Source organism: Streptomyces sp. NPDC018833 (genome assembly GCF_044390825.1).
Taxonomy (GTDB): Bacteria; Actinomycetota; Actinomycetes; order Streptomycetales; family Streptomycetaceae; genus Streptomyces.
Genome location: NZ_JBIRZM010000008.1, coordinates 262,465 through 286,739 on the forward strand (window position 1 = coordinate 262,465; position 24,275 = coordinate 286,739).

Below are 24,275 nucleotides of genomic sequence, written 5' to 3' on the forward strand. Positions count from 1 at the left end.
AAGACATGACTGTACGCACCAGATCCGCCACCTACCCGGACCGCGAAACCGCCCACTGGGCCACCCAGCAGGTGGTGACCGGCAACGAGCAGAAGATCCACCGCTGGCTCGCCCAGGGCACCCGCGCCCGCCTCGCCATCGAGACCGCCTGGCCCTCCCGTGAGGCACCCGTCGGCCGCGTACTGCTGCAGGCGATGATGCTCGCCGGGCGCGAGCCCGTCGATGTGCGCGCGGCACGTGTCGTCCTCAAGCGTGAGCCGAACAGCCCGCACGGCTTCGTCGTGCTCACCACCGTCCCGATCTATCAAAGCGCTTACGGTCGTAGAAACGGCGGGATTCGTCGCAGCACCGGATCGCCGCCAAGGCCGTCCAGGCCGCCGAAGACCACCTTCGGCCGCAAGTGGCGCAGGGCCCGTGACAAGGTCGGCCTGCCGGGCGACTTTCGCTTCTACGACCTGCGGGACACCGGCAACACCGTCGCCGCCGACACGGGCGCCAAGCTGAAGGACCTCACGGTCCGAGCCGGCCAGTCCTCGGAACGAGCCCAGCTGATCTGCCAGCACTCCACCAAAGAGCATCAGCGAAGACTCGCCGCCGACATCGACCTCCACGTGTGCCGCCGGCAGTCCGGCTCGGTGTCCCGCACAGGTGGCGGTGCGACCGTGCAGCCCTTGGTGCCGCGGCGGCCCGGTTCGGCCCCGCGCGCCGCAAGACGCTGATCGCGCAGCCTCAGAACTTCACACGTGCACACGATGGGTCAGGCGGCCCCCGTGGTGCAGGTCACTGAAAGTCGATCTCGCAATGCGGGACGGCGAGGAGTCGTTGCCGCTTCCGCAGCCCGTCGCGTGTCATCGGCGCAGGCCAGGAGTGGTCTTACGGCACTCGAATGGCGCGCCGCCCCGAAGTGGTCTAGACAAGCAACAAGCCCAGGTCATCGACCTGGGCCTTCTGCGTGGAGCGGGTGACGGGAATCGAACCCGCGCTCCGAGCTTGGGAATCACCGGCCGTATCCAGTTGAGATGTCGCTGACCTGTGGAAAGGGCACGGACCGAGGTGTGTGCCGACTTCCCGTTGTGACCGTGGTTGACCGGTGATCGCCGCCCTAGCTGGTGCGCATCTGGTGCGGCCGTCCCTGCTGGGAATGGCGATGCCCCCACCGAGAGTTGGCGGGGGCATCGTCGTGATGCGGGTCAGCGGCGAGTCATCATGTAGGTGATGAGAATGCCGGCGCCCCAACTCCCGAAGGCGCTAACGGCTCCGTACAGGAGGCGGAGACGGAGCTCGCGCCGATGGCGCTCGAAGCGCTGACGAAGGGCGAGCTTGCGTGCGGCTGCGCGCACCGAACGGGCGGCCCGTCGCGCGAAGTCGGCAAGGAACTTGCTAACCTGTTTCACGTGAAACACGGCTCTCCTTTGATATGGGTGTGGCCAGTTCACGCGTAGGGAGCCCTCCCGACCGACAGGCGTGGAAACCGGAGTCGGGGCCACAGGGCTCCTTCTGCGTTGCAGCTCATCCTAGAGCGACCGCACCGACCGTCCCCAATCGGACACCTTCAACGAGCGCCGTGGCGCGACTAGTTGATCGAGCACCCACCCCAAAACTGGGGTAGAACTGTGGCCAGAGTGGGTTCAGAATGGGGCTTGATTGCGCTTTTGTCCCCCGACGAAGTGGTGAACATCACATTTAAGGGCTTGTTGGGGCGGACTAGCCTTCAGGGGGCCCTCAACTCTTACGTCTTGCTCCGCAGCCATGCGAACCCTGCTTGACTCGCGCCATGTCTCAACTCATGGCCGCTGTTGTCGGCGCAGCTGGAGCTTTGGGTGGCGTGGTCGTGGCTGGCACGTATTCCCTCGCGCAGGCACGCCGCAACTCACTTGATCGTGAACTCGACCGCTTGGAGCAGAGGCGCAGCGCGGATCGTGAGGCTCGGCGGGACGTGTACTCACAAATGGTGTCCACGCTGCGGCACGCATCTGCAGCGTATGAGGCGGTCTATCAGTCGAGCCCAGTGGATCTACGCAGGAACGACAACGAGCTTCTGGCGAGGGCCAAGGCCTTCGTCGACGAGATCGAGCAGGTCGCTAACCTTGTCATGCTTGCTGGCCCTCCGTTGCTGGCCGGCGAAGCCGAGGACCTCATCTCTCACTACGGAGATGCGCTTCGTGCAGCTGAAGACATCGTGAACGAGAATCCCGAGGCAACTGCCGGCCTCTCTCGCCTGGCCACTCCGCGGCAAGAAACCTTTGACGCCTGTTTCGTTGCGAAACGCCCCGGCTTCATCAGCCTTGCGCGCGAGGCTTTGGGCGGCGATAACGAGTCTTCGCCAGCGCGACCGACACGGCACTGAGGTCGGTGTAGCGGCTTTGGGCGGGAGCTGCCATGGGGCGAGAGATCATGGCCCCGTAAGCTTCCGGCGAGTCGGGCAGTCTGTGGACCTGCCCGTTAAAGCACGACGTTGGGGCCATGATCTTCGAGGCTCGCCCCATGGTGGCTGCCTAAAGCCGTGGAGCCGACCGCCCCAGCCACAGCGGGCTTCCGTCCACTGGATCAGGTGTGCTCGCTCTAGCCGCGCGGCCGGCGGAGCCGGGGCCCGGAGCGGGGCGGAGACAGGAGCGTCGGGGCCCGGCGCTGGAGCCGGGGCCGCGCGCGGCGAGCGGAGCGAGCCGCCTTGATGAAGTAGAGAAACTCTTACCGCGCTTGGATCAGCTGCTTGCCGTCATGGCTCCGGACGTGGGGCCCGTGGCCGTCCAGTGCATCGAGCAGGCGCACCGCGTAGACCTCGGCCATCCGCTCGGCGACCTCTTCGGGCGTGAGCCAGTCGACTGCCGTCGATTCTGCGGAGGTTCGCTCAACGCCGCCGGACGGCTTGCACCGGAACACCAGGGCGACGATGCCGCGCGTCGTGTTCTTGTAGACCCCGGTGAGCTCGTCCACCTCGACCCGGATGCCGGTCTCTTCCCAGACCTCGCGGGCTACGCCGTCTTCGGGGGCTTCGGTGAGTTCGAGCACGCCGCCCGGGAGCTCCCACGTTCCGTTGTCGGCTCGGCGGATCGCCAGGAGTCGCCCGTCCTCGCGCACCACTGCTCCTGCCACGGACACGGAGTGCAGTGGCGTTGACTGAGTCTCTCGGGCGCTGTTACTCATGTACAGGAGCATAGGAGAGTGAGAAGGACTATGGGAACAGCCGTAGGAGGTGGGAGGGCCGTACCTCGGTACGTTCAGATCGCCGACGAGATCATTCAGCAGATCCGGGCGGGCGTCCTCAAGCCTGGTGATCTGGTGCCGAGTGAATCCGAGCTGGTGGAGCGCTACGGCGTCTCCGGTGGCACCATCCGCAAGGCCATGGTGGAGGTCCGGGCCAGTGGGCTCGTCGATACCCGCCACGGCAAGGGCTCGATCGTGAAGGACCGGCCGCCCGTGCGGCTGCGCTCCTCGGACCGGTTCCGCGCGTCGCATCGCCGGGGCGGCAAAGCTGCGTACCTTGCAGAGTCGGCCCAGTCCGGCGCCACGGCCAAAGTGAGCGTCCTGTACATCGGGCCGAGGGAGGCTCCGGAGGAGATCGCCGAACGGCTCGACGTCCCCGCCGGCACCCAGATCCTCGCCCGGCGACGCCTCTACTTCCGCAACGGCGTCCCCGTCGAGACGGCCACCTCGTACCTGCCGTGGGACGTGGTCAAGGACATCCCCGAACTGTTCGCTGAGAACCCCGGCCCCGGCGGCATCTACGCCCGCCTGGAGGACGACGGCCACACCTTCGCCGAGTTCGTCGAGACGCTGACAGCGCGCCCGGCCTCCAAGGCTGAGGCATCCGAACTGGCGCTGAGCTCCGGCGCGCCCGTCGTGCACCTCCTCCGCAACGCAGTCACCGAAGCTGGTCGCGTGGTGGAGGTCTGCGACACCCTTATGGCTGCTGACCAGTTCATTTTCGAGTACCGCATCCCCGCGGCCGACTGACGCTCACTCAACTCTTCTCAACCCGCCGGGACTTCTTCGCCCTGGCGGGTTGACTCATGTATAGGAGTCGTGCACTCTTCTTCATGTCACTCATGTACATGAGTGACGGAGTCCAGCACTTCTAGAGGAGTGATCTCTGTGCGTCAGATCCCCGTCGACACCTCCGCCGCCTCCGTCATGGCGGCCCAGCCCCCGCAGGCCAAGGTCAAGGACCGCCGTACCGGTGAAATCGCCATCGACGCCGAGACCGGGACGACGCTGATGACCGTGAACGTGATGTTCGCGGCCAACGACACCGTGGAACTCTTGGCCGTGACCGTGCCGAAGACCGGCATCTCCGGTGACCTGACCATGGGCACTCCGGTCGCGCTGACCGGTCTGGTCGCCCGGCCGTGGGAGCGGGATGGCCGTCACGGCATCGCCTTCCGCGCCGTCGCCGTCACGTCGCTGGTCGAGAACGCCGCGAAGCCGAAGGCGGCCTGATCATGACCGGCTTCACGGTCGCGCTGCTGGTGGTCGTCGCCGTCGCGGGTCTCCTGCGGTGGCGGCGCCCCGCCTGGTACTGGCTGGCCTTCGGCGTCACCCTCGCCACGCTGCGCGTCCTGGTCCGCTACGTCTCGGTCATGGAAGCCTGCGGGCTGACCGTCCCCCCGCCGCGCTGGCGGCTCGCACTCGCCAGGATGGCCAGCCGCCCGGCTCCCGAGTCGCTTGCGCCGCGCATCATGCGGCTCCGCCCAACACGCACCGGCCTGGTCTTACGGCTGGGGCTTCGGCCCGGTCAGGACGCCTTCGACGTGGCCGCCTCGTGCGACCGGCTTCGGCACTCGTTCGCCATGTACGGCGTCACCTCGCGTGAGATCCGCTCGGGTGTGGTCGAGCTGCGGATGACCGGCTACGACGTCCTGGCCCGGGTGCAGATGCCCGCCAAGGTCGAGCGTGCGCCGATGCGGGTTCCCGTCGCGCTGCGGGAGGACGGAGCCGTCCACTACCGCGACTACCGCACCACCCCGCACGCCCTGACGGTCGGGGCCACGAAGTCCGGCAAGTCCGTCTACCAGCGCAACCTGGTCGCCGAACTCGCCGCCCAGGATGTCGCCTTGGTCGGCATCGACTGCAAGCAAGGGGTGGAGCTGTTCCCGCTGGCCCGCCGGTTCTCCGCGCTGGCTGACAACCCCGACACCGCCGCCGACCTCCTCGACGCGCTCGTGACCCACATGGAGGGCGTCTATCAGCTGATCCGCGCCGAGCAGCGCATCACCGCCGACATCCCTGATGCGGAGATCGCCGCCGACATCTGGGACCTGCCCGATCGTCTGCGGCCGACGCCAATCGTGCTGCTCGTCGACGAGGTCGCCGAACTCGCCCTGTTCGCCACGAAGGAAGAGGAGAAGCGCCGGGACCGGATCATCACCGCGCTCGCTCGGCTCGCCCAGCTCGGTCGTGCTGCCGGTATCTATCTGGAGATCTGTGGGCAGCGCTTCGGCTCCGAACTCGGCAAGGGCATCACCATGCTCCGCGCCCAGCTGACCGCCCGCACCGCCCACCGCGTCAACGACGAAACGTCCGCGAACATGGCCTTCGGCGACATCGCCCCCGACGCCGTCCTGGCCGCCATCTCCATCCCGACCGACACCCCCGGCCTCGCTGTCACCGGCGACTCGACCGGCGGCTGGGCCCGCATCCGCACCCCGCACACCTCGATGCGCCAGGCGGTCAACGCCTGCAACCGGCACGCCCACCGCGCCCCCGACCTGCCCGGCCTCGCCGCCTTCCGGCCCGAACTGCCGCCCATGGTCTCGCTCGTCAAGATCCCGGCCCAGACCAAGGCACCCGCCTCCGCCTGACCCGCCCCGCACCCCGGTCGGCGCGACCGCCTCGCGCCAGCTCCCTACCCCCGCCATGCCCAAATCGCCCTGCAAAGGAGGTGAAGACATGACCCGCTCACTCCGCGTCGACGCCGTCCTGGTGCAAGCCGTGATCGCCGGGGCCCTGTCCTTCGCCCACCTGCACGACCTCGCCGCCGCTGCCGGGCAGACCGGATGGAAGGCGTGGGCCTACCCGGTCTCCGTCGACTTGCTCCTGGTCGCCGCCTGGCGACGGCTGCGCAACGACGGCCCGTCCCGGCTGGCCTGGTGCTGGTTCTTGATCGCCCTGGTCGCCTCGCTCGGCGCGAACGTCGCCACCGCCGGATTCCTCGACCTCGCCCACCCGCCCGCCTGGCTGCGTTTCGGTATCGCCGGTTGGCCCGCGCTCGCTTTCCTCGGCGGCACGCTCCTCGCCCACTCACCCGCGGCGAGTGCCCCCGAGCCGGAGCCGGTCGAGGTTGTGCCGGCCGAACCGGAGTCCGCTCCCGAGCCGGTTCCCGTCGCCGAGCCGGAGCCTGCCCCGGCCCTGCCCGCAGCGGCTGAGGCTCCTCCCGTCCCGGCTCCGCCGGTCCCGGCCGCGCTGGTCGACCACGCCCGCAAGGTCGCCGACGACCACCACGCCCGTACCGGCAGCCCGATCGACACCGACACCCTGCGCGCCCGCCTCGGTGTCCCGGCCCCGTTGGCCGACGCCATCGCCGCCCAACTCGCCTGACCTCGAAGGGAGAAACCCCGTGGCCCGTGACCCGGCCGACCTGAGCGCCGCCGACTACCTCGACAGCGCCCGCGAGATGACCGCCGCTGACCGGCCCTACCTCGCGCACCTGCTCGCCGAGGAAGCCGCCCAGCTCACCAGCGACCCGGCCACCGCCGCCGGTATCCGCGCCACCTACCCCGACCCGACGACCACCCGAACGGAGAGCGACTGACATGCCCGCTCGCGACCACTTCCACTCCGTCATGCGGATCGGCCCCGTACAGATCGGCACCCACCGCGACCGGCACGGCCGCACCAAGCACGCCGCCGTCTGCACCGCCGACCGCTGCGGCTGGTCCGCCGACTTCTCCAGCTCCTCGGCCGCCCAGCTCGCCGCCCGCACCCACCGCTGCCGCATCACCGACTGAACGGGAGTAGCCCGCCATGGACGTTCCGCTCTGGCTCGCCCTGATCGTCGTCGGCGCCCTCGGCATCAAGCTCATCCGACCGCCCTGGTGGCTCGTCGCCGTGCTCCTCCTCGGCGGCTTCCTCCTCGCCGACAGCCTCCTCGCCCCCGTCATCGACACCGCCATCAGCAAGTAGCCCACCGCAGAAAGGAGACGCACCCATGTTCCGACCGAAGATCCCGACCATGCCGACCCCGACCGGCATCGTCACCCCGCCCGCCGTCGAGCCCACCGCAATCGTCCAGCACACCCCCGCCCCGGCCCCCATCGCCCCGGCGGCACCGGCCCGGCCCACGGTCCAGCTCACCCCCGGCACCGCACTCGCCCTCGTCGGTGGCGGCACCGCCGTCGTCCTGGTCGTCGGCGCGGTCCTGGTCTCGATGCTCCTGGCGGTCGCCGTCACCGCGGCCTCGGTCGCCGTCTGCGCGCTCGTCGTCCGCTCGCTCATCAGCTCACAGGCCAAGCACCGCTGACCGGCCCCCGGGGCGGTCGCAACCGCCAAGTCTCGCCCGCCCCGGGAGCCGTGCCCCAACCCATCGCAAAGGACAAGAAGGGACACCCATCATGGCCCAGCCCACCACCACGCCCGCGCGGGTCTGCTCCAACTGCGACGGCTTCCCCACCGTCCGCGTCACCCTCGGCGGCCGCGACCGACACGGCAACCTGCGCACCATCACTGTCCACTGCCCGGCCTGCCACGGCACCGGCACCCGCCCCGCTCGCCGGCCGATCCCCGCCCGCATCGAGGTGGCCGCGTGACCCACACCGCCACCGCGGCGGGCCTGGACCCGGACACCCTGAACGATGTCCTCCGGGTGGCTGGGTCTCCCGGCTTCGACCGCTGGAAAGATCAGGTGCACCGCACTGGCGGCTGCTCCGACCCCATCCACCTCACCGGCTGGACCCTCGCCAAGGACAAGACCACCGGCGAGACCCTGCGCCGCTACTCCACCGACACCGAACCGGACGGACGGCTCCGCGTCGCCTGCGGCAACCGCCGCGCCTCCCGCTGCCCCACCTGCGCCTACACCTACGCCGGAGACACTTACCACCTCATCCGCGTGGGCCTCGCGGGCGACGAGTCCAAGGACATCCCGGCGACTGTCCGGGATCACCCGCGCGTGTTCGCGACGCTCACCGCGCCCTCGTTCGGCCCGGTGCACAACCGCCCGGACCGTGGCGTCTGCCGCTGCGGCACCCGTCACCCCGAGGACGATCCCGTCCTGGGCACCGCCCTCGACCCGGCCACCTACGACTACGCAGGCACCGTGCTGTTCAACAACCACGCCGGACAGCTGTGGCAGCGCTTCACCACCCGCCTGCGCCGAGAGATCGCCGCCCGCGCCGGACTCACCCAACGCGAACTCAAAGACGTGCTGCGCCTCTCCTACGGCAAGGTCGCCGAGTTCCAGAAACGCGGCGCGATCCACTTCCACGCCGTGATCCGCCTCGACGGACCCGACGGCCCCGACACCGCTCCGCCGTCATGGGCCAGCGTGCAGCTGCTCGACGACTCGATCCGCGCCGCCGTCGCCCACTCGTACACCTCGATCACCGTCCCGGCCGCCGGGGACCAGCCGCGCCGGCCTTTCCGCTGGGGCTCCCAGCTCGACATCCGCCCGGTCAAAGCCTTCGGCGACGGCTCCGACATCACCGAGCAGGCGGTTGCCTCCTACGTCGCCAAGTACGCCACCAAAGCGGCCGAGTCGACCGGCAGCCTCGACCGACGCATCGGGAACCGGGAAGTCCTCGACCTCCTGGACGTGCCCGACCACCCCCGCCGCCTCATCGAGGCATGCCTCGACCTCGCCCCGCTCTACCCCGACCGCAAGCTGGCGGCCTGGGCTCACATGCTCGGCTTCCGCGGCCACTTCTCCACCAAATCCCGCCGCTACTCCACCACCCTCGGCGCGCTGCGCCAGAGCCGCGCCGACTACCGCGCCGCCCAGGAACACGACGCCCTCGGCGACCCGGACACCGTCCTCGTCCTCGCCTCCTGGCAGTACGCCGGACACGGCCACACCCCAGGCGAATCCGCCCTCGCCGCCACCATCGCCCGAGACATCCAACTCAACCGCGAAACCGCCCGCGAAGCCCTCGCCGACCTGGAAGGAGAACGGTCGTGAGTGACCCCCTGCTGACCGTCGAGCAAGCCGCCGAACGCCTCGGCACCACCACCCGTTTCCCTCGGCGGCTCATCGCCGAACGGCGGATCGCCTTTGTCAAGGTCGGCCGCCATGTGCGGATCGCGGAAAGCGCGCTGGACGCCTACATCGACGGCAACACCGTCCAGCCCATCCGCCGTCGCCGTGCCCGGTACGGGAGGGCTGCCTGATGGCCAACAAGAAGGGCACCCGCCGGCGCTTCGGTGCCGTCCGCCAGTACCGGTCCGGCCGTTGGACCGCGAGCTACCGGGGCCCCGACGGGCAGGAGTTCCGAGCGCCCGAGACCTTCGAGACCAAGAAGGATGCTGAGGTCTGGCTGTCCCAGATCGAGGCGGACCTGCCACGCGGCAACTGGCAGGACCCGGACGCCGGAGCCGTGAACTTCAAGGAGTACGCGCTCCAGTGGGTCGAGGAACGCGGCCTGTCCGCGACAACCGATGAGCTGTACCACCGACTCCTGCGGCTGCATCTGCTGCCCACCTTCGAGGGCCTGGACCTCGACGAGATCACCGCGCCTCGCGTCCGTACCTGGCGGGCCGAGCGGCTGGCGTCCACCGGGGCCGCCACGACCGTGGCCAAGTCGTACCGACTCCTCAAGGCCATCATGGAGACTGCCGTCGATGACGAGCTGATCCGCCGCAATCCCTGCCGCATCAAGGGTGCTGGCAAGGAGTCGTCCGCAGAACGGCAGATCGCCACCGTCGACCAGGTCGACGCGCTCGCCGACGCCCTCGGTCCTCGCTGGCGGCTGATGGTCTACCTCGGCGCGTACGGTCCGATGCGGCCGGAGGAGCAAGCCGAGCTGCGGCGCAAGGATGTCGACCTGGACGCGATGACCGTCCGCGTGCGCATGGCCGCGCCCGAGCTGACGACCGGCCGCCGCGCCCTTGGCGACACCAAGTCGGAGGCGGGAAAGCGGCTCGTGGTTCTGCCGGCCTTTCTGCGGACCGACCTTCGTCGGCATCTCGACTGGTACGCGGAGAAGGGGCCGGACGGACTTCTGTTCGTGGGGGAGAAGGGCAAGCCGTTCCGGCGGTCCACCTTCGGGCGGAAGTGGCGTCGTGCCCGCGCCCTCGTCGGCATGCCGGACGGCTTCCGCTTCTACGATCTTCGTCACACCGGCCACACCCTCGCGACCCGCTCCGGGGCCACGCTCAAGGACACGATGGTCCGCGCCGGGCAGTCCTCGGAGAAGGCCGCGCTGATCTATCAGCATTCCGACTTGGACCGGCAGCAGGAGGTTGCAAGCGGGCTGGATCAGCTGGTGCGGGCCGCCCGCCAGAAGGGCAAGGAGAAGCCTTCTGGTGCGGATCTGGTGCAAGGCGCTTAGACAGGTCCAGACAACAAGAGAGGCCCGGGTCTACGACCTGGGCCTTCTGCATGGAGCGGGTGACGGGAATCGAACCCGCGCTCTGAGCTTGGGAAGCTCATGTTCTACCATTAAACTACACCCGCGCAGCGGCCGGTGATCGGTGCCGCATCGTCGCACACTCTACCCCATTCCTCGCCCCTCGGTGTATGTCGCCGCGGGGTGTTCGTGTTGTCCCGGGCTCGGATGTGTGTGCGGGGGGCGGGAGTTGAGGCGTAACCTCGGGTGCGGAGTGCCGCCTGTGGTGGTGCCCTGGTCATCCCCTAATGTGTGCCTTCGTCCGCATTTCGTTGGGGAAGGGGCCCGATGGACTTGATGGAGCGCACCGTCGTCCGCTGTGCCGAGGGGCACGTGTTCACCACCACCTCGTTTCCGATGCAGCAGCTCGGCGCCGACCGGCTCGGGCCGGGGCGGCTGATCCGGTGTCCGCGGTGTGCGCGGCTGCGGCATGCCGTGCCCGTGGTGGAGCAGAACAAGCGGTAGCCCCCGGCGGCGAGGCGCGCGGGCCGGTGTCCGATTGGGGGCCGCCCGCGCGCTCTGCGTATCCTCGGGGCGTGCTTCTCTCAGACAAGGACATCCGGGCCGAGATCGACGCCGGGCGCGTGCGCATCGATCCGTACGACGAATCCATGGTGCAGCCCTCGAGCATCGATGTGCGGCTGGACCGCTACTTCCGGGTGTTCGAGAATCACCGTTACCCCCACATCGATCCCGCCGTCGAGCAGGCCGATCTGACGCGGCTCGTCGAGCCGGAGGGCGACGAGGCGTTCATCCTGCACCCCGGCGAGTTCGTGCTCGCATCGACCTACGAGGTCATCTCGCTGCCGGACGATCTCGCCTCGCGACTGGAGGGCAAGAGCTCTCTCGGGCGGCTGGGTCTGGTGACGCACTCGACGGCCGGCTTCATCGACCCCGGCTTCTCGGGGCACGTCACCCTGGAGCTCTCCAACCTCGCCACCCTGCCGATCAAGCTGTGGCCCGGGATGAAGATCGGGCAGCTCTGCATGTTCCGGCTCACCTCCCCCGCCGAGGAGCCGTACGGGAGCGAGCGCTACGGGTCCCGGTATCAGGGTCAGCGGGGCCCGACGGCCTCCCGCTCCTTCATGAACTTCCATCGGACGCAGGTGTGAAACGATCATGAGTGACGTACGGGAGAACCTGACGTACGAGAGGTTCGGCGGCGCGGTCCGCGAGCTCGCGCAGACCATCGCCGACGACGGGTACGAGCCCGACATCGTGCTCTCCATCGCGCGCGGCGGTGTCTTCGTCGCCGGCGGTCTGGCATATGCCCTGGACTGCAAGAACATCCACCTGGTCAATGTGGAGTTCTACACCGGTGTGGGCACGACGCTGGAGATGCCGGTCATGCTGGCGCCGGTGCCCAATGCCATCGACTTCTCCGACAAGAAGGTCCTGATCGCCGACGACGTCGCCGACACGGGCAAGACGCTCAAGCTCGTCCACGACTTCTGCGTCGACCATGTCGCCGAGGTCCGCAGCGCCGTGATCTACGAGAAGTCGCAATCGCTGGTGAAGTGCGAGTACGTCTGGAAGCGCACCGACGACTGGATCAACTTCCCCTGGAGCGTCTTGCCTGTAGTACGCAAGTCTGGCGAGCCGATCACTCGAAGGAAGCGCTCTGACCTGCGAAATCTCGCGAGCACCGCTGCGCGGGTCGCTAGTAGGACCGTTGCTTCCTTCGTTCGTGTCGCGTCGGCAGGGAGGAGGGACAGTCCGTGCGATGAGCGGGCCGTGTTCATCGCTGTTGTGTACGTGCTGACAACGTCTCTCCCACCACCGCACCCCGCCTGTTCTCCGCGTGGACAGAAGCCGGGCCGTGGAGCCATCTGCACCGGGCCGTGCTGGATGGGCTCGGTGTCTGCGGTGAGCTTTCTTCGGTCTCTTGATCAGCATGGTATCCGGGAGAGGGAGACTATCTCTGGGGCTGGTCTGAACCCTTCTCCACCAACCTCACCTCATCTTCCCCAATTTCCAAACGCTTGCTGTCGACCAAGCCGCGGAGTGCATACGTGAGTTCGCCTCCATTCATGCTCCTCATTTCCCCGGGGGCGTCAACCGTATAGTTACGCCAGGACGGTGTATTATCGCCGAGCTCGCTTGGAGGGCTGGCCTCGATCTCGCATTCAAACTCTTCGTCGCCGACGACGATCCTCTGTACCGCGGCGGCCAGGATTTCGCCGTTCCTGTCACATACGAGAGTCAGGCGCATGGCAAACTCCTAACCGATCCCGTAGATAAAGAACGTCGCTCCGGCGCTTCCCGTGAACTCCACGGGCCGCACTTGGAGTCTAGATTCATCAGTGGGGTTGCCTTTGCGTCTCCCGGGAAATTGATAGTCGATCCTATCGCCTGCGAGGGCGGGATACGCCATCGGGATGGTAACAGGCCAATTGGCCGGGTGGCGTATAACCCACGTCAGATTGAGCTTCGATACGATAGTTTCTGAATGCCACTCGATGGACATTCCAATCACCTCACCGAGGTTTCCCCTGTTGCCGCTTGGGAATCGGTCTACGGCATCACTTTCCATGACACCACGAGTCGACACACACGGCAAGTGGGCTACTTAACCTCCTGATGCGGCGCGCTACAGCAGCAAAAGGCTTGGCCCGTGTGAGGTTTTGAACTGGCCCTGCTATTATCTGGCCGACCCAACTGCGCCGGAAGCTCCACAGCGGCCTGCAGGGGTGAACTGCGCGCCGAGGGCTGGCTTCCGCTTGGTGAGCGTTTTGAGGCCCTCCATAGTGGAACACGTAATCAGCCAAAATCCTCTTAAGTGTCGCGTCAGGTTCGGGGGAAGTAACACGGAATTCCGGTGTGACTTTACAGTGCGATATGTGCATTCGGGGAACCGCGACGTGAGGTCGGCGGAATGGCTTTGGCCGGTGTCCTGCCCGGTTTGGGGTCGGGCATGATCAGGGGGTCGTACGCTTTCCGGCTACTCGGGCAGGCTTGTCCCCTGCCCGCAATGTGTCCGAGTGGCCCCCTGGTCTTGCTCGACGCGGGTCCCGAACCGGGGAGGTGGGTAAAGCCGTGGAGCCGTCCGTCCCTCCCCCGGCCTGGTTCTTTCGCCCCCTTGTGGGCGCGGGCGGGCGACGACGTGCGGCCCTGGTGGCGTAGACATTGAGGGGCAAGCGCGGCGGCGTCCGGCCGGCGCCGCCGCGCCATGGCGCGGCACCTCTGATCTCCGTATCAGACTGCTACCGCAGTTCAGGAGGCCGGGAATGCAGACGTTCGATGCGTCCAATGTGGTGTTCTCCCGAGCGTCCGCCTCTTCCCCCGGACTGGTGTTCCGATGTCTTTACCGTCCTCTGGGGCTACTCGGGCACATAGCGAGCATGGGACAGGGCCGGCCCCGTGTGGCTGGACTGCTTGTGGCGGCTGGGTTGGCAATGATCTAGCTCGCTGACCGAATCGGGGCCGGGCAGCGAGCGCAGCCTTGATGACGTAGGGAAACTCTGTCCGCGTTACGTCGGGAGGACCGATGCTGGCTGTTGCTCTGTCGCCGGCCTCGGCTACCGTGCCGTTCATGCCTTCTGCGCTGGATACGCCCCGAGGAGCGGCCGAGCTGGCCGAGTCGTTGTTGCCGCCGCTCGGTAACCGATGGCTGCACACTCAGGCTGTCGCCGCGCGGGCCGTCGAAGCATCGCGCGCCTTGTCCGAGAGTGAACGGGATCTCCTCGTCGCCGCAGCCTGGCTCCATGACATCGGGTACGCGCCCGATTTGCGTGACACAGGGTTCCATCCGCTCGACGGTGCCCGGTATCTGGCGTCCCTCGGCGCTCCTGACCGCCTGGTGCGGCTCGTCGCCCATCACTCCGGCGCGGTATACGAGGCTGAGCAACGCGGCCTCTCGGCTGAGCTGGCCGCGTACGAGCGCGAAGACTCCCCGCTCCTGGACGCGCTGATCTTCGCCGACATGACCACCGGCCCCGCCGGGCAACTCTTCGACTTCGACCGGCGCATGGATGAGATCCTGGTGCGCTATGAGCCCGGCAGCGTGGTGCATACCGCGATCAGCAAGGCGAGGCCGTACCTCGGGGCCGCTGTCGAGCGGACGCTTGCCCGACTCGGCGATCAGCCGATGTAAGGCTCCGCCTCGCCGGATAGCCCGCGGTCGATCCGCATTCGCATCGACGGGTGGATGTTCAGCTCGTCGAGCCGATCCGGCCGTACGAACGCGACTTCCTTGCTTTCGCTGCTCGTGCGCAACTCCCCGCCGGAGATCTTCGCCGTGAAGCAGATCGAGAACTGCTGCCGTACCTCGCCGTCGTCGTACGCCATGACGTGCGCCGGGTTGGTGTAGAGGCCTACCAGCCCGGTCACCTCGATGTCGAACCCGGTCTCTTCCTTCGTCTCGCGTACCGCGGCGTCCGCGACCGACTCGCCGACGTCGACTCCGCCGCCGGGCAGTGCCCACAGGTCATTGTCGGTCTTGTGGATCAACAGCACTTCGCCGGCCTCGTTGAGCGCCACAGCCGTGACGGACGGGACGATGCTGTTCGCCTTCGGGGCTTTCGGGTCGTTGAAGTAGTCGATACGGGCCATAGCTCCAGCGTCGCACGACCGCTGACTCATCTACGAATGCCTGCCGCGGTCCCACGCGTAGTCAAAGCTCTTCATGTAGTGGCGGAACGTCCGCGCCCCCGGGATGTACCGGAAGTGCAGCACTGGGTTCTGTCCCGCCGGAGCGCCGAGGACATGAGGGTTCACCAGGATGTCGTCGTCAAACCGGTAGATCGAGTTGTAGAGGATCGTGTCGTGAAGTCGGACCTCGACGCCCGGCGTCTTGGTAGCCGGTTCGAGGTATCGACGGGTGATCCGAGCCCGGGCGGCAAGGTCGTTGCCGATGCCCTCCTCGTCGCCGCGCTGGCGGACCATCTCCGAGTCCGGGTCACCTAGGAGTATCCGGACCTGCGCCCCTGCTGTGGCCTTCTCCGCAAGCTGATCAGGCAGGTCCGGGTAGCTGTCGAACAGGAAGAGACCGGCGTACACCAGGATCTCGACATGGCTCGTGGCCTGCTCGATAAGCGATGACCAGAGTGTGGCCGGCACTGCGCCCCGGTGCGGGTAGTACGTCACCAGCTCCGAAGTGCTCGCCGTCTCCGCCTGCTTGGTGACCGAGGGCCAGAGATATACCTCGTCCACGCCAAGGAAGCTGGACGCCTTCCAGCGGTGCCCGCGATGCGGTGTGCGGTCCGTCGTGATCCAGCGCTCGACGGTCTTCGGGTCCACTCCTACATGCTGCGCGAGCGACTGGATGGTCTCGCCATTCGCCGAAATCGTCGCGCGCAGGCGCTCGTTCGCCACATTGCACCGCCATCTTCGGGACGCCCGGGACGTTTTGACGATAGCTCAGACGTCCCCAAACGTCCATGCGGGCCGTGATGTGTCCGTTACCTCCTGCGGTCTCCTGATCTCACCGGCCGATACGGCGGGTTCAACAAGCCTCAAACCCAGGAGATAAGACGATGCGCAGGATCCCCGTGAAGACCGAAGCCATGACGGTGATGCTCATCCAGGCCCCGGAGAAGAAGGTCAAGAACCGGGAGACCGGTGAAGTCGCGATCGACAAGCAGTCCGGCAAGGTCCAGTACAACGTGAACGTGGCCGTGGTCGTGGATGGCCGGCCGGACGCCGTGACTGTCGTCGTCACCGAGGACGGTGTGCAGCCGGACCTGGTCCCCGGTATGCCGGTGGCTCTGCCGGGCCTGGTGGCCACCCCGTGGGAGAACGACTTCGGGCACGGCATCAGCTTCAAGGCAACCGCGGTGATGGCGGCTGAGGTTCCGGCGGCTGCGAACGGCAAGGGCTGATCGCCGTGACGGAACTGCTTCTGTTCATAGGCGCGTTAGTCGTCTTCGCGCTGATCGTTCGGGTCAAGGCTCCGGCCGTGTACTGGGTGCTGTTCGGTCTTCCGGCCGCGCTGTACCGGATTCTCTCGTCCTACCGTCCGACGATGGAGGCGTGTGAGCTGACTGTTGCTCCGCCGTGGTGGAAGGTCTTCGCCAAGAAGCTGTCCGCCGGTGAGCAGCAGGCCCGCCCTGGTGTTCCGAAGCTGCGGGGGATACGTCCGACCCGTACCGGTCTGGTGCTGCGTCTGCGGCTGGCTGCGGGTCTGGCTCCGGATGATGTGGTCAAGTCGGCGGAGCGGTTGCGGCACGCGTGGGGTGTGTACTCGGTGCACGTCTTCGAGATCAAGCCGGGGGTGGTCGATCTGCGGATGACCGGCTTCGACATCCTCGCCCACGTGCGGATGCCGCGCCGTCTGGCTGCGGGTTCGCTGTCTGCGACGGTTGCTCTGCGGGAGGATGGCCGGCCGTACGTGCGCGACTATCAGGAGATTCCGCACGGGCTGACGCTGGGTGCGAACAAGTCTGGCAAGTCGGTGCACCAGCGCTGCCTGATCAAGGCTCTCGCGCCGCTCGATGTGGCCCTGGTCGGCATCGACTGCAAGCGCGGTGTGGAACAGGGCCCCTTCGCTCCGCGGCTGTCGGCCCTGGCCATCACTCCTGATCAGGCCGAAGGGCTGCTGGACGCGCTGGTTGAGGAGATGGAAGACCGCTTCGACCTGCTGTGTCTGCACCAGGGCATCGCCCCTGGCACACCGCTGGAAGACATCACCTCCGACATCTGGGGCCTGCCGAAGAAGCTGCGCCCGGTCCCGATCGTGGTCCTGATCGATGAGATCGCGGAACTGTTCCTGATCGCTTCCAAGGCAGACTCGGCTCGCCGGGACCATATGGTCACGCAGCTGGTGCGGCTGGCTCAGCTGGCCCGCGCGGTCGGGATCTACCTGGAGGTGTGCGGGCAGCGCTTCGGTTCCGAGCTCGGCAAGGGGGCAACCGCGCTGCGTGCTCAGCTCACCGGTCGTGTGGTGCACCGGTGCAACGACAAGCAGACCGCCGAAATGGGCCTTGGCGACGTCAACGAACTCGCCGTCGCTGCTGCGACCAGTATCGCCCCGGAGCGGGCCGGTACCGCGATCGTCGGTGACTCCTCCGGTAACTGGACGCGCATCCGCACGCCGAAGACATCGCTAGGTGAAGTCGCCGCGGTATGCCGCGAGTTCGCGCACCTGACGCCCGACATCCCGACCCTGGCACCCTTCCGCCCGGCCACCGGCGTCCCGGCGTCGGCCCCGGCTGCGACGCCTTCGATCGCTTCGGGCACTCCGTAGCCCTTTTCGCTCCATCCGGTCGGCGTGACCGTCTCGCGCCAGGTCCCTACCCCCGCCATGCCCGAAACGAGGAGGCACGTCGTGGCCACACGCAAGGCGAGCACCACCCGCAAGGCGGCGAAGAGCAAGCCGTGTCCGGACTGCGCCACCGGTCAGGTCTCCGAGTCCTTCCAGGTCGGCGGCCGGCGCAAGCGAGTGAGCGACGACCGGCAGGAAGCCCTGTGCCTGACCTGCTTCGGCACAGGCCAGAGCCCGACCGAGTGATTCCGCCGGGTGCCGGGCGGCAGGACGTATGAGCCCCGCCCGGCCCCTGGCCCCACACCCCGAGGAGGTGAAGACCCGTGAGCCGCAAGATCCGTCTGGATGCCGTGCTGGTGCAAGCCGTGATCGCCGGTGCTCTGTCCTTCGCCCACCTGCACGACATCGCCGTCGCCGCGGGACAAGACGGCTGGAAAGCCTGGGCCTACCCGGTCTCCGTGGATCTGCTGCTGGTCGCTGCCTGGCGACGCCTGCGCATCCTCCGTGCTGCTGGTGAGCCCGCGCGTGCGGCGTGGACCTGGTTCACGGTTGCTCTCGCTGCCTCGCTCGGCGCGAATGTCGCCACCGCGGGCCTGCTCGACCTGAACAACGTTCCTTCCTGGCTGCGGATCCTGGTGGCCGGCTGGCCCGCGCTCGCGTTCCTCGGCGGCACCCTGCTCGTCCACACCCCCGCCCACCAGGCCACCGACACGACCCCGGCCCCGGGCCCGGTTCCCGAACCGGCTGAGGATGCCGCGGTCACCCACGATGCACCCGCCCCGCTCCCGGCACCCGAGCCCGAACCTGTCGCTGATCCGGTTCCCGCGCTGCCGCCCGCCCCAGTACCGGCCGCGCTTGTGGAGCATGCCCGGAAGGTCGCCGATGCGCATCGGGCCTCGACCGGCACCGCGATCGATCCCGACACCCTGCGCGCCCGCCTGGGTGTGCCCGGCCCGATGGCGGATGCCCTCGCCCTCCAGCTCACCGGAAAGGACTGACCAGCTGTGAACGTCGAACTTCCGCTGATCGCCGTGATCGCCATCTTCGGCTACTTCGGGATCAAGCACCTGCGCCCGCCGACCTGGCTCATCGTCGTGCTCCTCCTCGGCGGCTTCCTTCTCGCCGACACCTTCCTGGCCCCGGCCATCGAGTCCGGCACCAAAGCCGGTGTCGACGCCGTCAACGGCACCACCAAGTGACCTGACCGGAAGGGAGAACCACCGTGATACGCCCTGATGCACAGCTCCGTGCCGGACACGTCCCGGCCGACCTGATCCCCCCGGGCACCGACCCCCGGTCCGTGGTCATCGTCCACACCACGCCCCGCTCCTGGACCGGCCCCGTGGTCTTGATCCTCGTGGCCACGGTCGGCGTCTGCGGCCTGGTCTACCTCACCACCGTCGCCGTGCTGTCCCTGGCCCAGGTCGCCGCCACCACAGCAGTTGCGATCAAGGCAGCCGTTCCCACGCTGATCGGCGGTGGTGGCTTGATCACCCTCGCCCTGAAGGCACCCAAAGCCCCGCGCAAGTGACCGGCCCTCCGGGCGGCCTCAACCGCCAAGTATCCGCCGTCCGGACGGACCGTCCCCTACCCGATCACTCAAACCGGAAGGAACACCCATCATGCCCCAGCGCCCCGCGGCGACCGATCGGATCTGCCCCAACTGCGACGGCTTCCCGTCCGTCGCCATCACCCTCGGCGGCCGCGACCGCGCCGGACGCCTGCGCACCATCACCGCGCACTGCCCCGCCTGCCACGGCACCGGCACCGCACCTGTCTGGCTCGTCACCACGCGCCTCTCTACGGCGGGGCGGTGACCGCATGAACGTCCCCGTTCCCGAGGTGTTGGCGCTGACGGTGCGGCAGCCCTGGGCGAGTGCGATCGCCTACGGCACCAAGCGGATCGAGAACCGTACCTGGCCGACCGACCACCGCGGCCTGGTCCTCATCCACGCCGGACGCACCACCGACCCGAACGCGAAAGACGCACCGCTCGCGCGGCCGTTCCTGCGCCGCCCCTTCCCACGGGGCGCGATCGTCGCCGTGGCCCGGCTGGAGGACTGCCACACCGATGACGGCTGGTGCACGCTCTGGTCCGCCCGTGGTCGCTACCACTGGCGACTCACCGATGTGACTCCGCTCGCCGCGCCGCTGTCCTGGCCCGGCGAACGCGGTCTGTGGACCCCGCCGCCCGGACTGCTCGCCGCACCGCTCCTCACCGACGCGATCGGGGCTGCCCGTGGCTGACACGCTCGATCCGACCACCCTGGGCGACCTGCTCAGGGTGGCCTCGGCCCCCGACTTCGACCGCTGGCAAGACCAGATCAAGAAGACCGGCGGATGCGCCCAGCCCATCCACCTCACCGGCTGGACCGTCACCCGCGACAAGACCACCGGCCAGGTCCTGCACACCTACTCCACCGAAGACGAGCCCGGCGGCCGGCTCCGCATCGCCTGCGGCAACCGCCGCGCCTCCCGCTGCCAGCCCTGCGCCTACCTCTACGCCGGAGACGCCTACCGCCTCGTCCGCGCGGGCCTGTCCGGCGACGACACCATGAACATCCCGGCCGCGGTACGCGAGCGGCCCCGGGTCTTCGCCACCTTGACCGCACCGTCCTTCGGCCGGGTCCACAACATCCCCGACGCCGGCCGCTGCCGCTGCGGCACCCGCCACACCGAGGGCGATCCCGCCCTCGGCACCGCGCTCGACCCGAGCACCTACGACTACGCGGGCGCAGTCCTGTTCAGCAACCACGCAGGCGAACTGTGGCACCGGTTCATCAACCGGCTCCGCCGCGAACTCGCCGCCGCCGCCGGACTCACCCAGAAAGCGTTCAAGGAATCGGCCCGGCTGTCGTTCAACAAGGTCGCCGAGTTCCAAAAGCGCGGAGCGATCCACTTCCACGCCGTGATCCGCATCGACGGACCCGACGGGCCCGACACCCTGCCGCCGCGGTGGGCCACCACCGAACTCCTCACCGACGCGATCCGCGCGGCCAGGAAACATCCGTACACCACAGTGACCGTGCCCGCCGCCGAGGACCAGCCCGCCCGCACGCTGTGCTGGGGCAAGAAGCTCGACATCCGGCCCATCACCGCGTTCGACAGCGACGACATCACCGAGCAGAAGGTCGCCGCCTACGTCGCCAAGTACGCCACCAAAGCCGCCGAGACCACCGGCACGCTCGACCGCCGCATCGGCGAACTAGCCGAACTCGACCAACACCGCGTACCCGACCATGCACGTCGGCTCATCCGCGCCTGCTGGGACCTCGACCCGCTCTACCCCGAACGACGGCTGTGGGCCTGGGCGCACATGCTCGGCTTCCGCGGCCACTTCCTCACCAAATCCCGCCGCTACTCCTCCACCTTCGCCGAGCGACGACAGGTCCGCGCCGACTACCGAGCGGCCGAACAACGCCGAACCCTCGGCCTGCCCGAGCCCGACACCACACTCGTCCTCGCCGACTGGCGCTACGCCGGCCACGGCCACACACCCGGCGAATCCGCCCTCGCCGCATCCATCGCCGAAGACATCCGCATCAACCGAGAAACCGCCCGGGAGGAATGGGCAGGAGGTGCCACCGATGAACAGGAGCGCTGAGCGGCCGAAGGCTCGCAAGGGTGCGCCGAAGCGTGAAGTCATGAGTACCGAGGAGTGGATGCGGATGCACCTCCGCCGGGCTCCTGAGAGGGATCAGGAGTGGGTGCGTCGCGTGCTCATCTTGCACGGGAAGGCGTGACCGTCATCGCCAGACAGGTGCGATCAGCCTGGGGTCGAACTTGCGGGCGCCTCGTCCGGCCGGGTAGATCATCACGGCTGAGAGGCTGTGGAGTACGACCTCCTGCTGGCGCTCGATCGGGAGATCAAGGAACTCGGCCAACGAGAGGTCGGCTGCTGCCTTCTGGGCTTCTGCTTGCTTCTGCTGCTTGTAGAAGCGGGCCCGTTCCAACCTGAGTTCGTCGCGCTCCCTCTCCTTCGCGGGGAGCAGCTGTAGCAGGGTGGACACGGTGATCTGCTTGGTCTTCTCAGCTTCCAGAAGCTGGCTGATGTCAGCCACGACCGATTCCAGCTCGGCCTCCCGCGGCCACTGCTGCTCGACCGGCACCCCTCGTGCGGCAGCCTTCTCCCGCTGCTCCTCCAGCACCAGTTCCGCGATCAGTTTGTCGACGGGCTCACCCACGCGCCCGACCTTGCCGCACCCGCCATTGACCACCGAGCACTGATACGTGTACCTGGCTGCCTTTGAGCCTGGCTTCCATCGCTGGTTGACCTGTCCCCGAATCTTGGTCTTGCAGAGTCCGCACCGGGCGATGCCTGACAGCAGGTACTTGCGGGCCAGGAGCTTTCCCGGACGCTGTTGTTGCTTGCGCTCCGCAATGGCCGCACACACCGCCTCCCACTCTGCGACGGTGTTGATCGGCTCCCATTCACCCTTGACTGGCTCACCGTCGTCCCCGGTCAGGATCTCGCCGTGGTACGTGCGATACCCGACCAGCCGAGGGTTGGTCAGGATGTGCTCGACGTGGTGGTGTGCCATGCGCTTGGTGCCGGCACGCGGGTTGCCGAGTCCCTGTTCCCACCAACGGGCACGGATCGTGCCGATGCGGACCCCGGCGAGGATCTCTTGCTGGGCTTCGCGGATCGCTCGCGCGGCCTCGGGGTCGACCTTCGTCCGATCGTCCTTGCGCCATCCGTACGGTGCCGGGCCGCCGCTGTCCTTGCCCTGCTGGGCCAGCTCCAGGTGCTTGCGCTTGATCCGGCGGGACGCGTCATGCGACGACTTGTTGGCGAACGCGACCATGATGCGGGCCATGGTCCGGCCGTCCGGCGTTCCCAGGTTCACATCGTTGGTGACCGTCGCGAACTCCAGCTTGGGGCGCTCGTCGAAGACCTCGATCAGCCGTTCCAGGTCGCGCGGCTGTCGGGCGAGGCGGTCCAGGTCGTAGGCGACGATGCCGTCGATGAGGCCGGCGCTCAGGTCCTTCAGCATCAGCTCGAACTCGTCACGGACGACGTGTCGCTTGAACGCTGAGACGTCGTTGTCTTCGTAGGTCTTCACTGCCTGCCAAGACCGAAGATCAGCCAGACGCTCGCAGTCCTGCTGCTGTCGGGCCACGCCCAGGGCATCGCCCTCGTCGTCCCGAGAGATCCGGGTGTAGATCCCCACTTTGCGCGCCACGATGAACGGGCCTCCCCCTGCGTCTCAAAGCAGGGCAAGGCTACTACTGTCATACAGTCAAGTCAGCCTGGAGCGTGGAGAGGCCCGTCGTCCGCAGGTCCGGGCAGGTTCTCGACGCGTAGGGCGAGCAGGAACATGCGGAAGGCCCCCGCCGGATCCGGTGGGGGCCTTTTCGGTGCCCGGATCAGATCGTGCCCAGCTTGATGATCGACAGCAGCGCGATCAGCTGGATCGCCGACGCGCCCAGGGCCTTCGGCCACGGCAGGTCGTGGGACTTGCTCACCATCGAGGTGAACAGCGCCGCCGCCGCGAGCCAGGTCAGCCAACCCAGGAGCTGGACGAGGGAGTTCTCGCCGCCGAGGAAGACGGCGAAGATCAGGCGCGGTGCGTCCGTGATGGACATGATCAGCATGGAGAGGCCGACCGTCGGCTGCCACGCGCCGTCGCCGCCGAGCTGGCGGGCGAGCGTGTGCGTGACCGCGCCCAGGATCAGGCCACTGACCACGAACGCGACGCCGGTGATCAGCACGGACGGGATCGCGTTGGACAGCGTCGCGTTGATCGCGTCGTCGCGCGGCTCGTCGAATCCGAAGATCGCGAGCAGGCCGTAGAGGAACGTGACGATCAGCGCCGGGCCCCACACCGGGTAGTCGCGCATCTGGAGGAACGTCGGGCCGGGGCGCATCACGATGCCACTCAGCAGCTGCTTCCAGTGCAACCTCGGGCCGACGGGCGCGGCCGGGGCCGTGCCGGCGCGGTATGTGGCGCCGTCGCCGTACATGTCGTCGTCGTTGACGCTGAACGCCTGCGTGTGGCCGGGGTTGTTGGCCGCGTAGGGGTCGGGGGCGGGCGGCGCCTGGTGGTACGGGTCGCCGAAGTACTCCGGCTCGTCGTACGCCCCCTGGCGCTGCTGCTGATACTGCTGAGGCCCGCCGCTCGTCCGGGGCCACTGCGGGGCCTGCTGCCCGTACGGAGGCGCGGCACGGCCGCCGCCCGGGTAGGGCGGCGGCGCCTGGGGCGCCTGCTGTTGTTGCGGGGTGCGGTTGTCCCGGCCGCGTCCGATCCTGAATCCAGCCACGTCATCGAACGTACCCGGTCCGCGCACGCGGTGTGACGGCGGACCGGGAACCGGGGGGCCTTTGCTGCCGAGCTGTGACATCCCCTAGGGGGACCCTGGGGGTTGACCGCTGTACGCCTCCGCTGAGGTCAGGGAGGCGGGGAGGGGAGGAGGAGGCGGGGAACGGGAGGGAGGAGGCCGGGAGGTGCCTCTATGTCCTGCGTCAAGGCGCCCCTGTCGGGTTTGGGGCGGTTCGGGCTCGCTGGGGTTATGCGGCGAGCTCGACGTCCTTGGGGGTG

Annotated in this window: 31 protein-coding genes, 1 tRNA gene and 3 pseudogenes; 28 read left to right on the plus strand and 7 right to left on the minus strand. The window is 68.1% G+C overall.

Annotated elements, in window-relative coordinates:
- Positions 1 to 5: 5 nt before the first annotated feature.
- Together ACH5AF_RS18905 and ACH5AF_RS18910 are read left to right on the plus strand one after the other, a co-directional pair.
- Positions 6 to 305: pseudogene (locus tag ACH5AF_RS18905) on the plus strand (RNase A-like domain-containing protein); the annotation flags it as partial.
- 75 nt (positions 306 to 380) lie between these two features.
- Positions 381 to 719 (plus strand): annotated as a pseudogene (locus ACH5AF_RS18910) (site-specific integrase); the annotation flags it as partial.
- 471 nt (positions 720 to 1,190) lie between these two features.
- Here ACH5AF_RS18910 and ACH5AF_RS18915 read toward each other — a convergent pair.
- Positions 1,191 to 1,394, minus strand: coding sequence for a hypothetical protein (locus ACH5AF_RS18915; protein ID WP_398902763.1), 204 nt, complete (start codon positions 1,392 to 1,394; stop codon positions 1,191 to 1,193).
- Positions 1,395 to 1,774: 380 nt separating this feature from the next.
- Here ACH5AF_RS18915 and ACH5AF_RS18920 point away from each other — a divergent pair, with 380 nt between their 5' ends.
- Positions 1,775 to 2,347, plus strand: a complete 573-nt coding sequence (locus ACH5AF_RS18920; RefSeq protein ID WP_398902764.1) for a hypothetical protein — start codon at positions 1,775 to 1,777, stop codon at positions 2,345 to 2,347.
- Between the two features lie 341 nt (positions 2,348 to 2,688).
- On the opposite strand, the gene ACH5AF_RS18925 is transcribed toward ACH5AF_RS18920, so the two are convergent.
- The gene (locus tag ACH5AF_RS18925) at positions 2,689 to 3,156 is read right to left on the minus strand and encodes an NUDIX hydrolase (RefSeq protein ID WP_071274990.1); all 468 of its coding nucleotides are present in this window, start codon (positions 3,154 to 3,156) and stop codon (positions 2,689 to 2,691) included.
- Between the two features lie 18 nt (positions 3,157 to 3,174).
- Here ACH5AF_RS18925 and ACH5AF_RS18930 point away from each other — a divergent pair, with 18 nt between their 5' ends.
- The 12 genes from ACH5AF_RS18930 to ACH5AF_RS18985 all read left to right on the plus strand — a co-directional run bounded on the left by ACH5AF_RS18930 (position 3,175) and on the right by ACH5AF_RS18985 (position 10,478).
- Positions 3,175 to 3,954: a GntR family transcriptional regulator gene (locus tag ACH5AF_RS18930; RefSeq protein WP_398902765.1), complete on the plus strand. Its 780-nt coding sequence runs from the start codon at positions 3,175 to 3,177 to the stop codon at positions 3,952 to 3,954.
- A 138-nt stretch (positions 3,955 to 4,092) separates the two neighbouring features.
- Positions 4,093 to 4,437 carry a hypothetical protein gene (locus ACH5AF_RS18935; protein ID WP_398902766.1) on the plus strand — a complete coding sequence of 115 codons (345 nt, stop codon included), beginning with the start codon at positions 4,093 to 4,095 and terminating at the stop codon, positions 4,435 to 4,437.
- 2 nt (positions 4,438 to 4,439) lie between these two features.
- Positions 4,440 to 5,798, plus strand: a complete 1,359-nt coding sequence (locus ACH5AF_RS18940; RefSeq protein ID WP_398902767.1) for an FtsK/SpoIIIE domain-containing protein — start codon at positions 4,440 to 4,442, stop codon at positions 5,796 to 5,798.
- Positions 5,799 to 5,886: 88 nt separating this feature from the next.
- Positions 5,887 to 6,534, plus strand: coding sequence for a DUF2637 domain-containing protein (locus ACH5AF_RS18945; RefSeq protein ID WP_398902768.1), 648 nt, complete (start codon positions 5,887 to 5,889; stop codon positions 6,532 to 6,534).
- A 19-nt stretch (positions 6,535 to 6,553) separates the two neighbouring features.
- Positions 6,554 to 6,748, plus strand: a complete 195-nt coding sequence (locus tag ACH5AF_RS18950; protein WP_398902769.1) for a hypothetical protein — start codon at positions 6,554 to 6,556, stop codon at positions 6,746 to 6,748.
- A 1-nt stretch (position 6,749) separates the two neighbouring features.
- On the plus strand, positions 6,750 to 6,944 hold the full coding sequence (locus ACH5AF_RS18955; RefSeq protein WP_134407181.1) for a mobile element transfer protein: 195 nt from the start codon (positions 6,750 to 6,752) through the stop codon (positions 6,942 to 6,944).
- Between the two features lie 16 nt (positions 6,945 to 6,960).
- Positions 6,961 to 7,119 carry a hypothetical protein gene (locus ACH5AF_RS18960; protein ID WP_017947661.1) on the plus strand — a complete coding sequence of 53 codons (159 nt, stop codon included), beginning with the start codon at positions 6,961 to 6,963 and terminating at the stop codon, positions 7,117 to 7,119.
- Between the two features lie 25 nt (positions 7,120 to 7,144).
- Positions 7,145 to 7,456 carry a SpdD-like protein gene (locus ACH5AF_RS18965; RefSeq protein WP_398902770.1) on the plus strand — a complete coding sequence of 104 codons (312 nt, stop codon included), beginning with the start codon at positions 7,145 to 7,147 and terminating at the stop codon, positions 7,454 to 7,456.
- 91 nt (positions 7,457 to 7,547) lie between these two features.
- On the plus strand, positions 7,548 to 7,742 hold the full coding sequence (locus tag ACH5AF_RS18970) for a hypothetical protein (protein ID WP_398902771.1): 195 nt from the start codon (positions 7,548 to 7,550) through the stop codon (positions 7,740 to 7,742).
- Positions 7,739 to 9,109, plus strand: a complete 1,371-nt coding sequence (gene repSA, locus ACH5AF_RS18975; protein ID WP_398902772.1) for a replication initiator protein RepSA — start codon at positions 7,739 to 7,741, stop codon at positions 9,107 to 9,109. Before ACH5AF_RS18970 ends, repSA (ACH5AF_RS18975) begins: the two co-directional genes overlap by 4 nt.
- Positions 9,106 to 9,318, plus strand: a complete 213-nt coding sequence (locus tag ACH5AF_RS18980) for a helix-turn-helix domain-containing protein (RefSeq protein ID WP_398902773.1) — start codon at positions 9,106 to 9,108, stop codon at positions 9,316 to 9,318. Before repSA (ACH5AF_RS18975) ends, ACH5AF_RS18980 begins: the two co-directional genes overlap by 4 nt.
- Positions 9,318 to 10,478, plus strand: coding sequence for a tyrosine-type recombinase/integrase (locus ACH5AF_RS18985; RefSeq protein WP_398902774.1), 1,161 nt, complete (start codon positions 9,318 to 9,320; stop codon positions 10,476 to 10,478). The genes ACH5AF_RS18980 and ACH5AF_RS18985 overlap by 1 nt, the downstream gene beginning before the upstream one ends.
- A gap of 51 nt (positions 10,479 to 10,529) precedes the next feature.
- Here ACH5AF_RS18985 and ACH5AF_RS18990 read toward each other — a convergent pair.
- Positions 10,530 to 10,603, minus strand: a tRNA-Gly gene (locus ACH5AF_RS18990).
- Between the two features lie 220 nt (positions 10,604 to 10,823).
- Here ACH5AF_RS18990 and ACH5AF_RS18995 point away from each other — a divergent pair.
- The 4 genes and pseudogenes from ACH5AF_RS18995 to ACH5AF_RS19010 all read left to right on the plus strand — a co-directional run bounded on the left by ACH5AF_RS18995 (position 10,824) and on the right by ACH5AF_RS19010 (position 14,628).
- Positions 10,824 to 11,000, plus strand: coding sequence for a hypothetical protein (locus tag ACH5AF_RS18995; RefSeq protein ID WP_398902775.1), 177 nt, complete (start codon positions 10,824 to 10,826; stop codon positions 10,998 to 11,000).
- 71 nt (positions 11,001 to 11,071) lie between these two features.
- Positions 11,072 to 11,647 carry a dCTP deaminase gene (dcd, locus tag ACH5AF_RS19000; protein WP_215184066.1) on the plus strand — a complete coding sequence of 192 codons (576 nt, stop codon included), beginning with the start codon at positions 11,072 to 11,074 and terminating at the stop codon, positions 11,645 to 11,647.
- Between the two features lie 7 nt (positions 11,648 to 11,654).
- A pseudogene (locus tag ACH5AF_RS19005) lies at positions 11,655 to 12,134 on the plus strand (phosphoribosyltransferase); the annotation flags it as partial.
- 1,888 nt (positions 12,135 to 14,022) lie between these two features.
- Positions 14,023 to 14,628 carry an HD domain-containing protein gene (locus ACH5AF_RS19010; RefSeq protein ID WP_398902776.1) on the plus strand — a complete coding sequence of 202 codons (606 nt, stop codon included), beginning with the start codon at positions 14,023 to 14,025 and terminating at the stop codon, positions 14,626 to 14,628.
- Here ACH5AF_RS19010 and ACH5AF_RS19015 read toward each other — a convergent pair.
- Together ACH5AF_RS19015 and ACH5AF_RS19020 are read right to left on the minus strand one after the other, a co-directional pair.
- Complete coding sequence (locus tag ACH5AF_RS19015) at positions 14,616 to 15,086, minus strand: NUDIX hydrolase (protein WP_398902777.1); 471 nt, start codon at positions 15,084 to 15,086, stop codon at positions 14,616 to 14,618. The genes ACH5AF_RS19010 and ACH5AF_RS19015 overlap by 13 nt on opposite strands.
- 30 nt (positions 15,087 to 15,116) lie before the next feature.
- Positions 15,117 to 15,848 (minus strand): XRE family transcriptional regulator, encoded by a 732-nt coding sequence (locus ACH5AF_RS19020; protein ID WP_398902778.1) that lies wholly within the window; start codon positions 15,846 to 15,848, stop codon positions 15,117 to 15,119.
- A 161-nt stretch (positions 15,849 to 16,009) separates the two neighbouring features.
- On the opposite strand from ACH5AF_RS19020, the gene ACH5AF_RS19025 reads away from it, so the two are divergent.
- The 9 genes from ACH5AF_RS19025 (at position 16,010) to repSA (ACH5AF_RS19065) (ending at position 21,340) form a co-directional block, all read left to right on the plus strand.
- The gene (locus tag ACH5AF_RS19025) at positions 16,010 to 16,354 is read left to right on the plus strand and encodes a hypothetical protein (RefSeq protein WP_398902779.1); all 345 of its coding nucleotides are present in this window, start codon (positions 16,010 to 16,012) and stop codon (positions 16,352 to 16,354) included.
- A gap of 5 nt (positions 16,355 to 16,359) precedes the next feature.
- The gene (locus ACH5AF_RS19030) at positions 16,360 to 17,718 is read left to right on the plus strand and encodes an FtsK/SpoIIIE domain-containing protein (protein WP_398902780.1); all 1,359 of its coding nucleotides are present in this window, start codon (positions 16,360 to 16,362) and stop codon (positions 17,716 to 17,718) included.
- Positions 17,719 to 17,799: 81 nt separating this feature from the next.
- Positions 17,800 to 17,982: a hypothetical protein gene (locus tag ACH5AF_RS19035; RefSeq protein WP_398902781.1), complete on the plus strand. Its 183-nt coding sequence runs from the start codon at positions 17,800 to 17,802 to the stop codon at positions 17,980 to 17,982.
- A 77-nt stretch (positions 17,983 to 18,059) separates the two neighbouring features.
- Positions 18,060 to 18,734 carry a DUF2637 domain-containing protein gene (locus ACH5AF_RS19040; RefSeq protein ID WP_398902782.1) on the plus strand — a complete coding sequence of 225 codons (675 nt, stop codon included), beginning with the start codon at positions 18,060 to 18,062 and terminating at the stop codon, positions 18,732 to 18,734.
- Between the two features lie 6 nt (positions 18,735 to 18,740).
- Entirely contained in the window at positions 18,741 to 18,935 is a 195-nt protein-coding gene (locus tag ACH5AF_RS19045; protein WP_398902783.1) for a hypothetical protein, read from the plus strand.
- A 23-nt stretch (positions 18,936 to 18,958) separates the two neighbouring features.
- Complete coding sequence (locus ACH5AF_RS19050; protein ID WP_398902784.1) at positions 18,959 to 19,267, plus strand: hypothetical protein; 309 nt, start codon at positions 18,959 to 18,961, stop codon at positions 19,265 to 19,267.
- Between the two features lie 91 nt (positions 19,268 to 19,358).
- Positions 19,359 to 19,553, plus strand: a complete 195-nt coding sequence (locus tag ACH5AF_RS19055; RefSeq protein ID WP_398902785.1) for a hypothetical protein — start codon at positions 19,359 to 19,361, stop codon at positions 19,551 to 19,553.
- Positions 19,554 to 19,557: 4 nt separating this feature from the next.
- Positions 19,558 to 19,983: an ASCH domain-containing protein gene (locus ACH5AF_RS19060; protein ID WP_398902786.1), complete on the plus strand. Its 426-nt coding sequence runs from the start codon at positions 19,558 to 19,560 to the stop codon at positions 19,981 to 19,983.
- The gene (gene repSA, locus ACH5AF_RS19065; RefSeq protein ID WP_398902787.1) at positions 19,976 to 21,340 is read left to right on the plus strand and encodes a replication initiator protein RepSA; all 1,365 of its coding nucleotides are present in this window, start codon (positions 19,976 to 19,978) and stop codon (positions 21,338 to 21,340) included. Before ACH5AF_RS19060 ends, repSA (ACH5AF_RS19065) begins: the two co-directional genes overlap by 8 nt.
- Positions 21,341 to 21,482: 142 nt before the next feature.
- Here the strand turns inward: repSA (ACH5AF_RS19065) and ACH5AF_RS19070 are convergent, their stop codons facing one another.
- Positions 21,483 to 22,919 carry a recombinase family protein gene (locus ACH5AF_RS19070; RefSeq protein ID WP_398902788.1) on the minus strand — a complete coding sequence of 479 codons (1,437 nt, stop codon included), beginning with the start codon at positions 22,917 to 22,919 and terminating at the stop codon, positions 21,483 to 21,485.
- 184 nt (positions 22,920 to 23,103) lie between these two features.
- Complete coding sequence (locus ACH5AF_RS19075; protein ID WP_398902789.1) at positions 23,104 to 24,078, minus strand: Yip1 family protein; 975 nt, start codon at positions 24,076 to 24,078, stop codon at positions 23,104 to 23,106.
- Between the last annotated feature and the right edge of the window lie 197 nt (positions 24,079 to 24,275).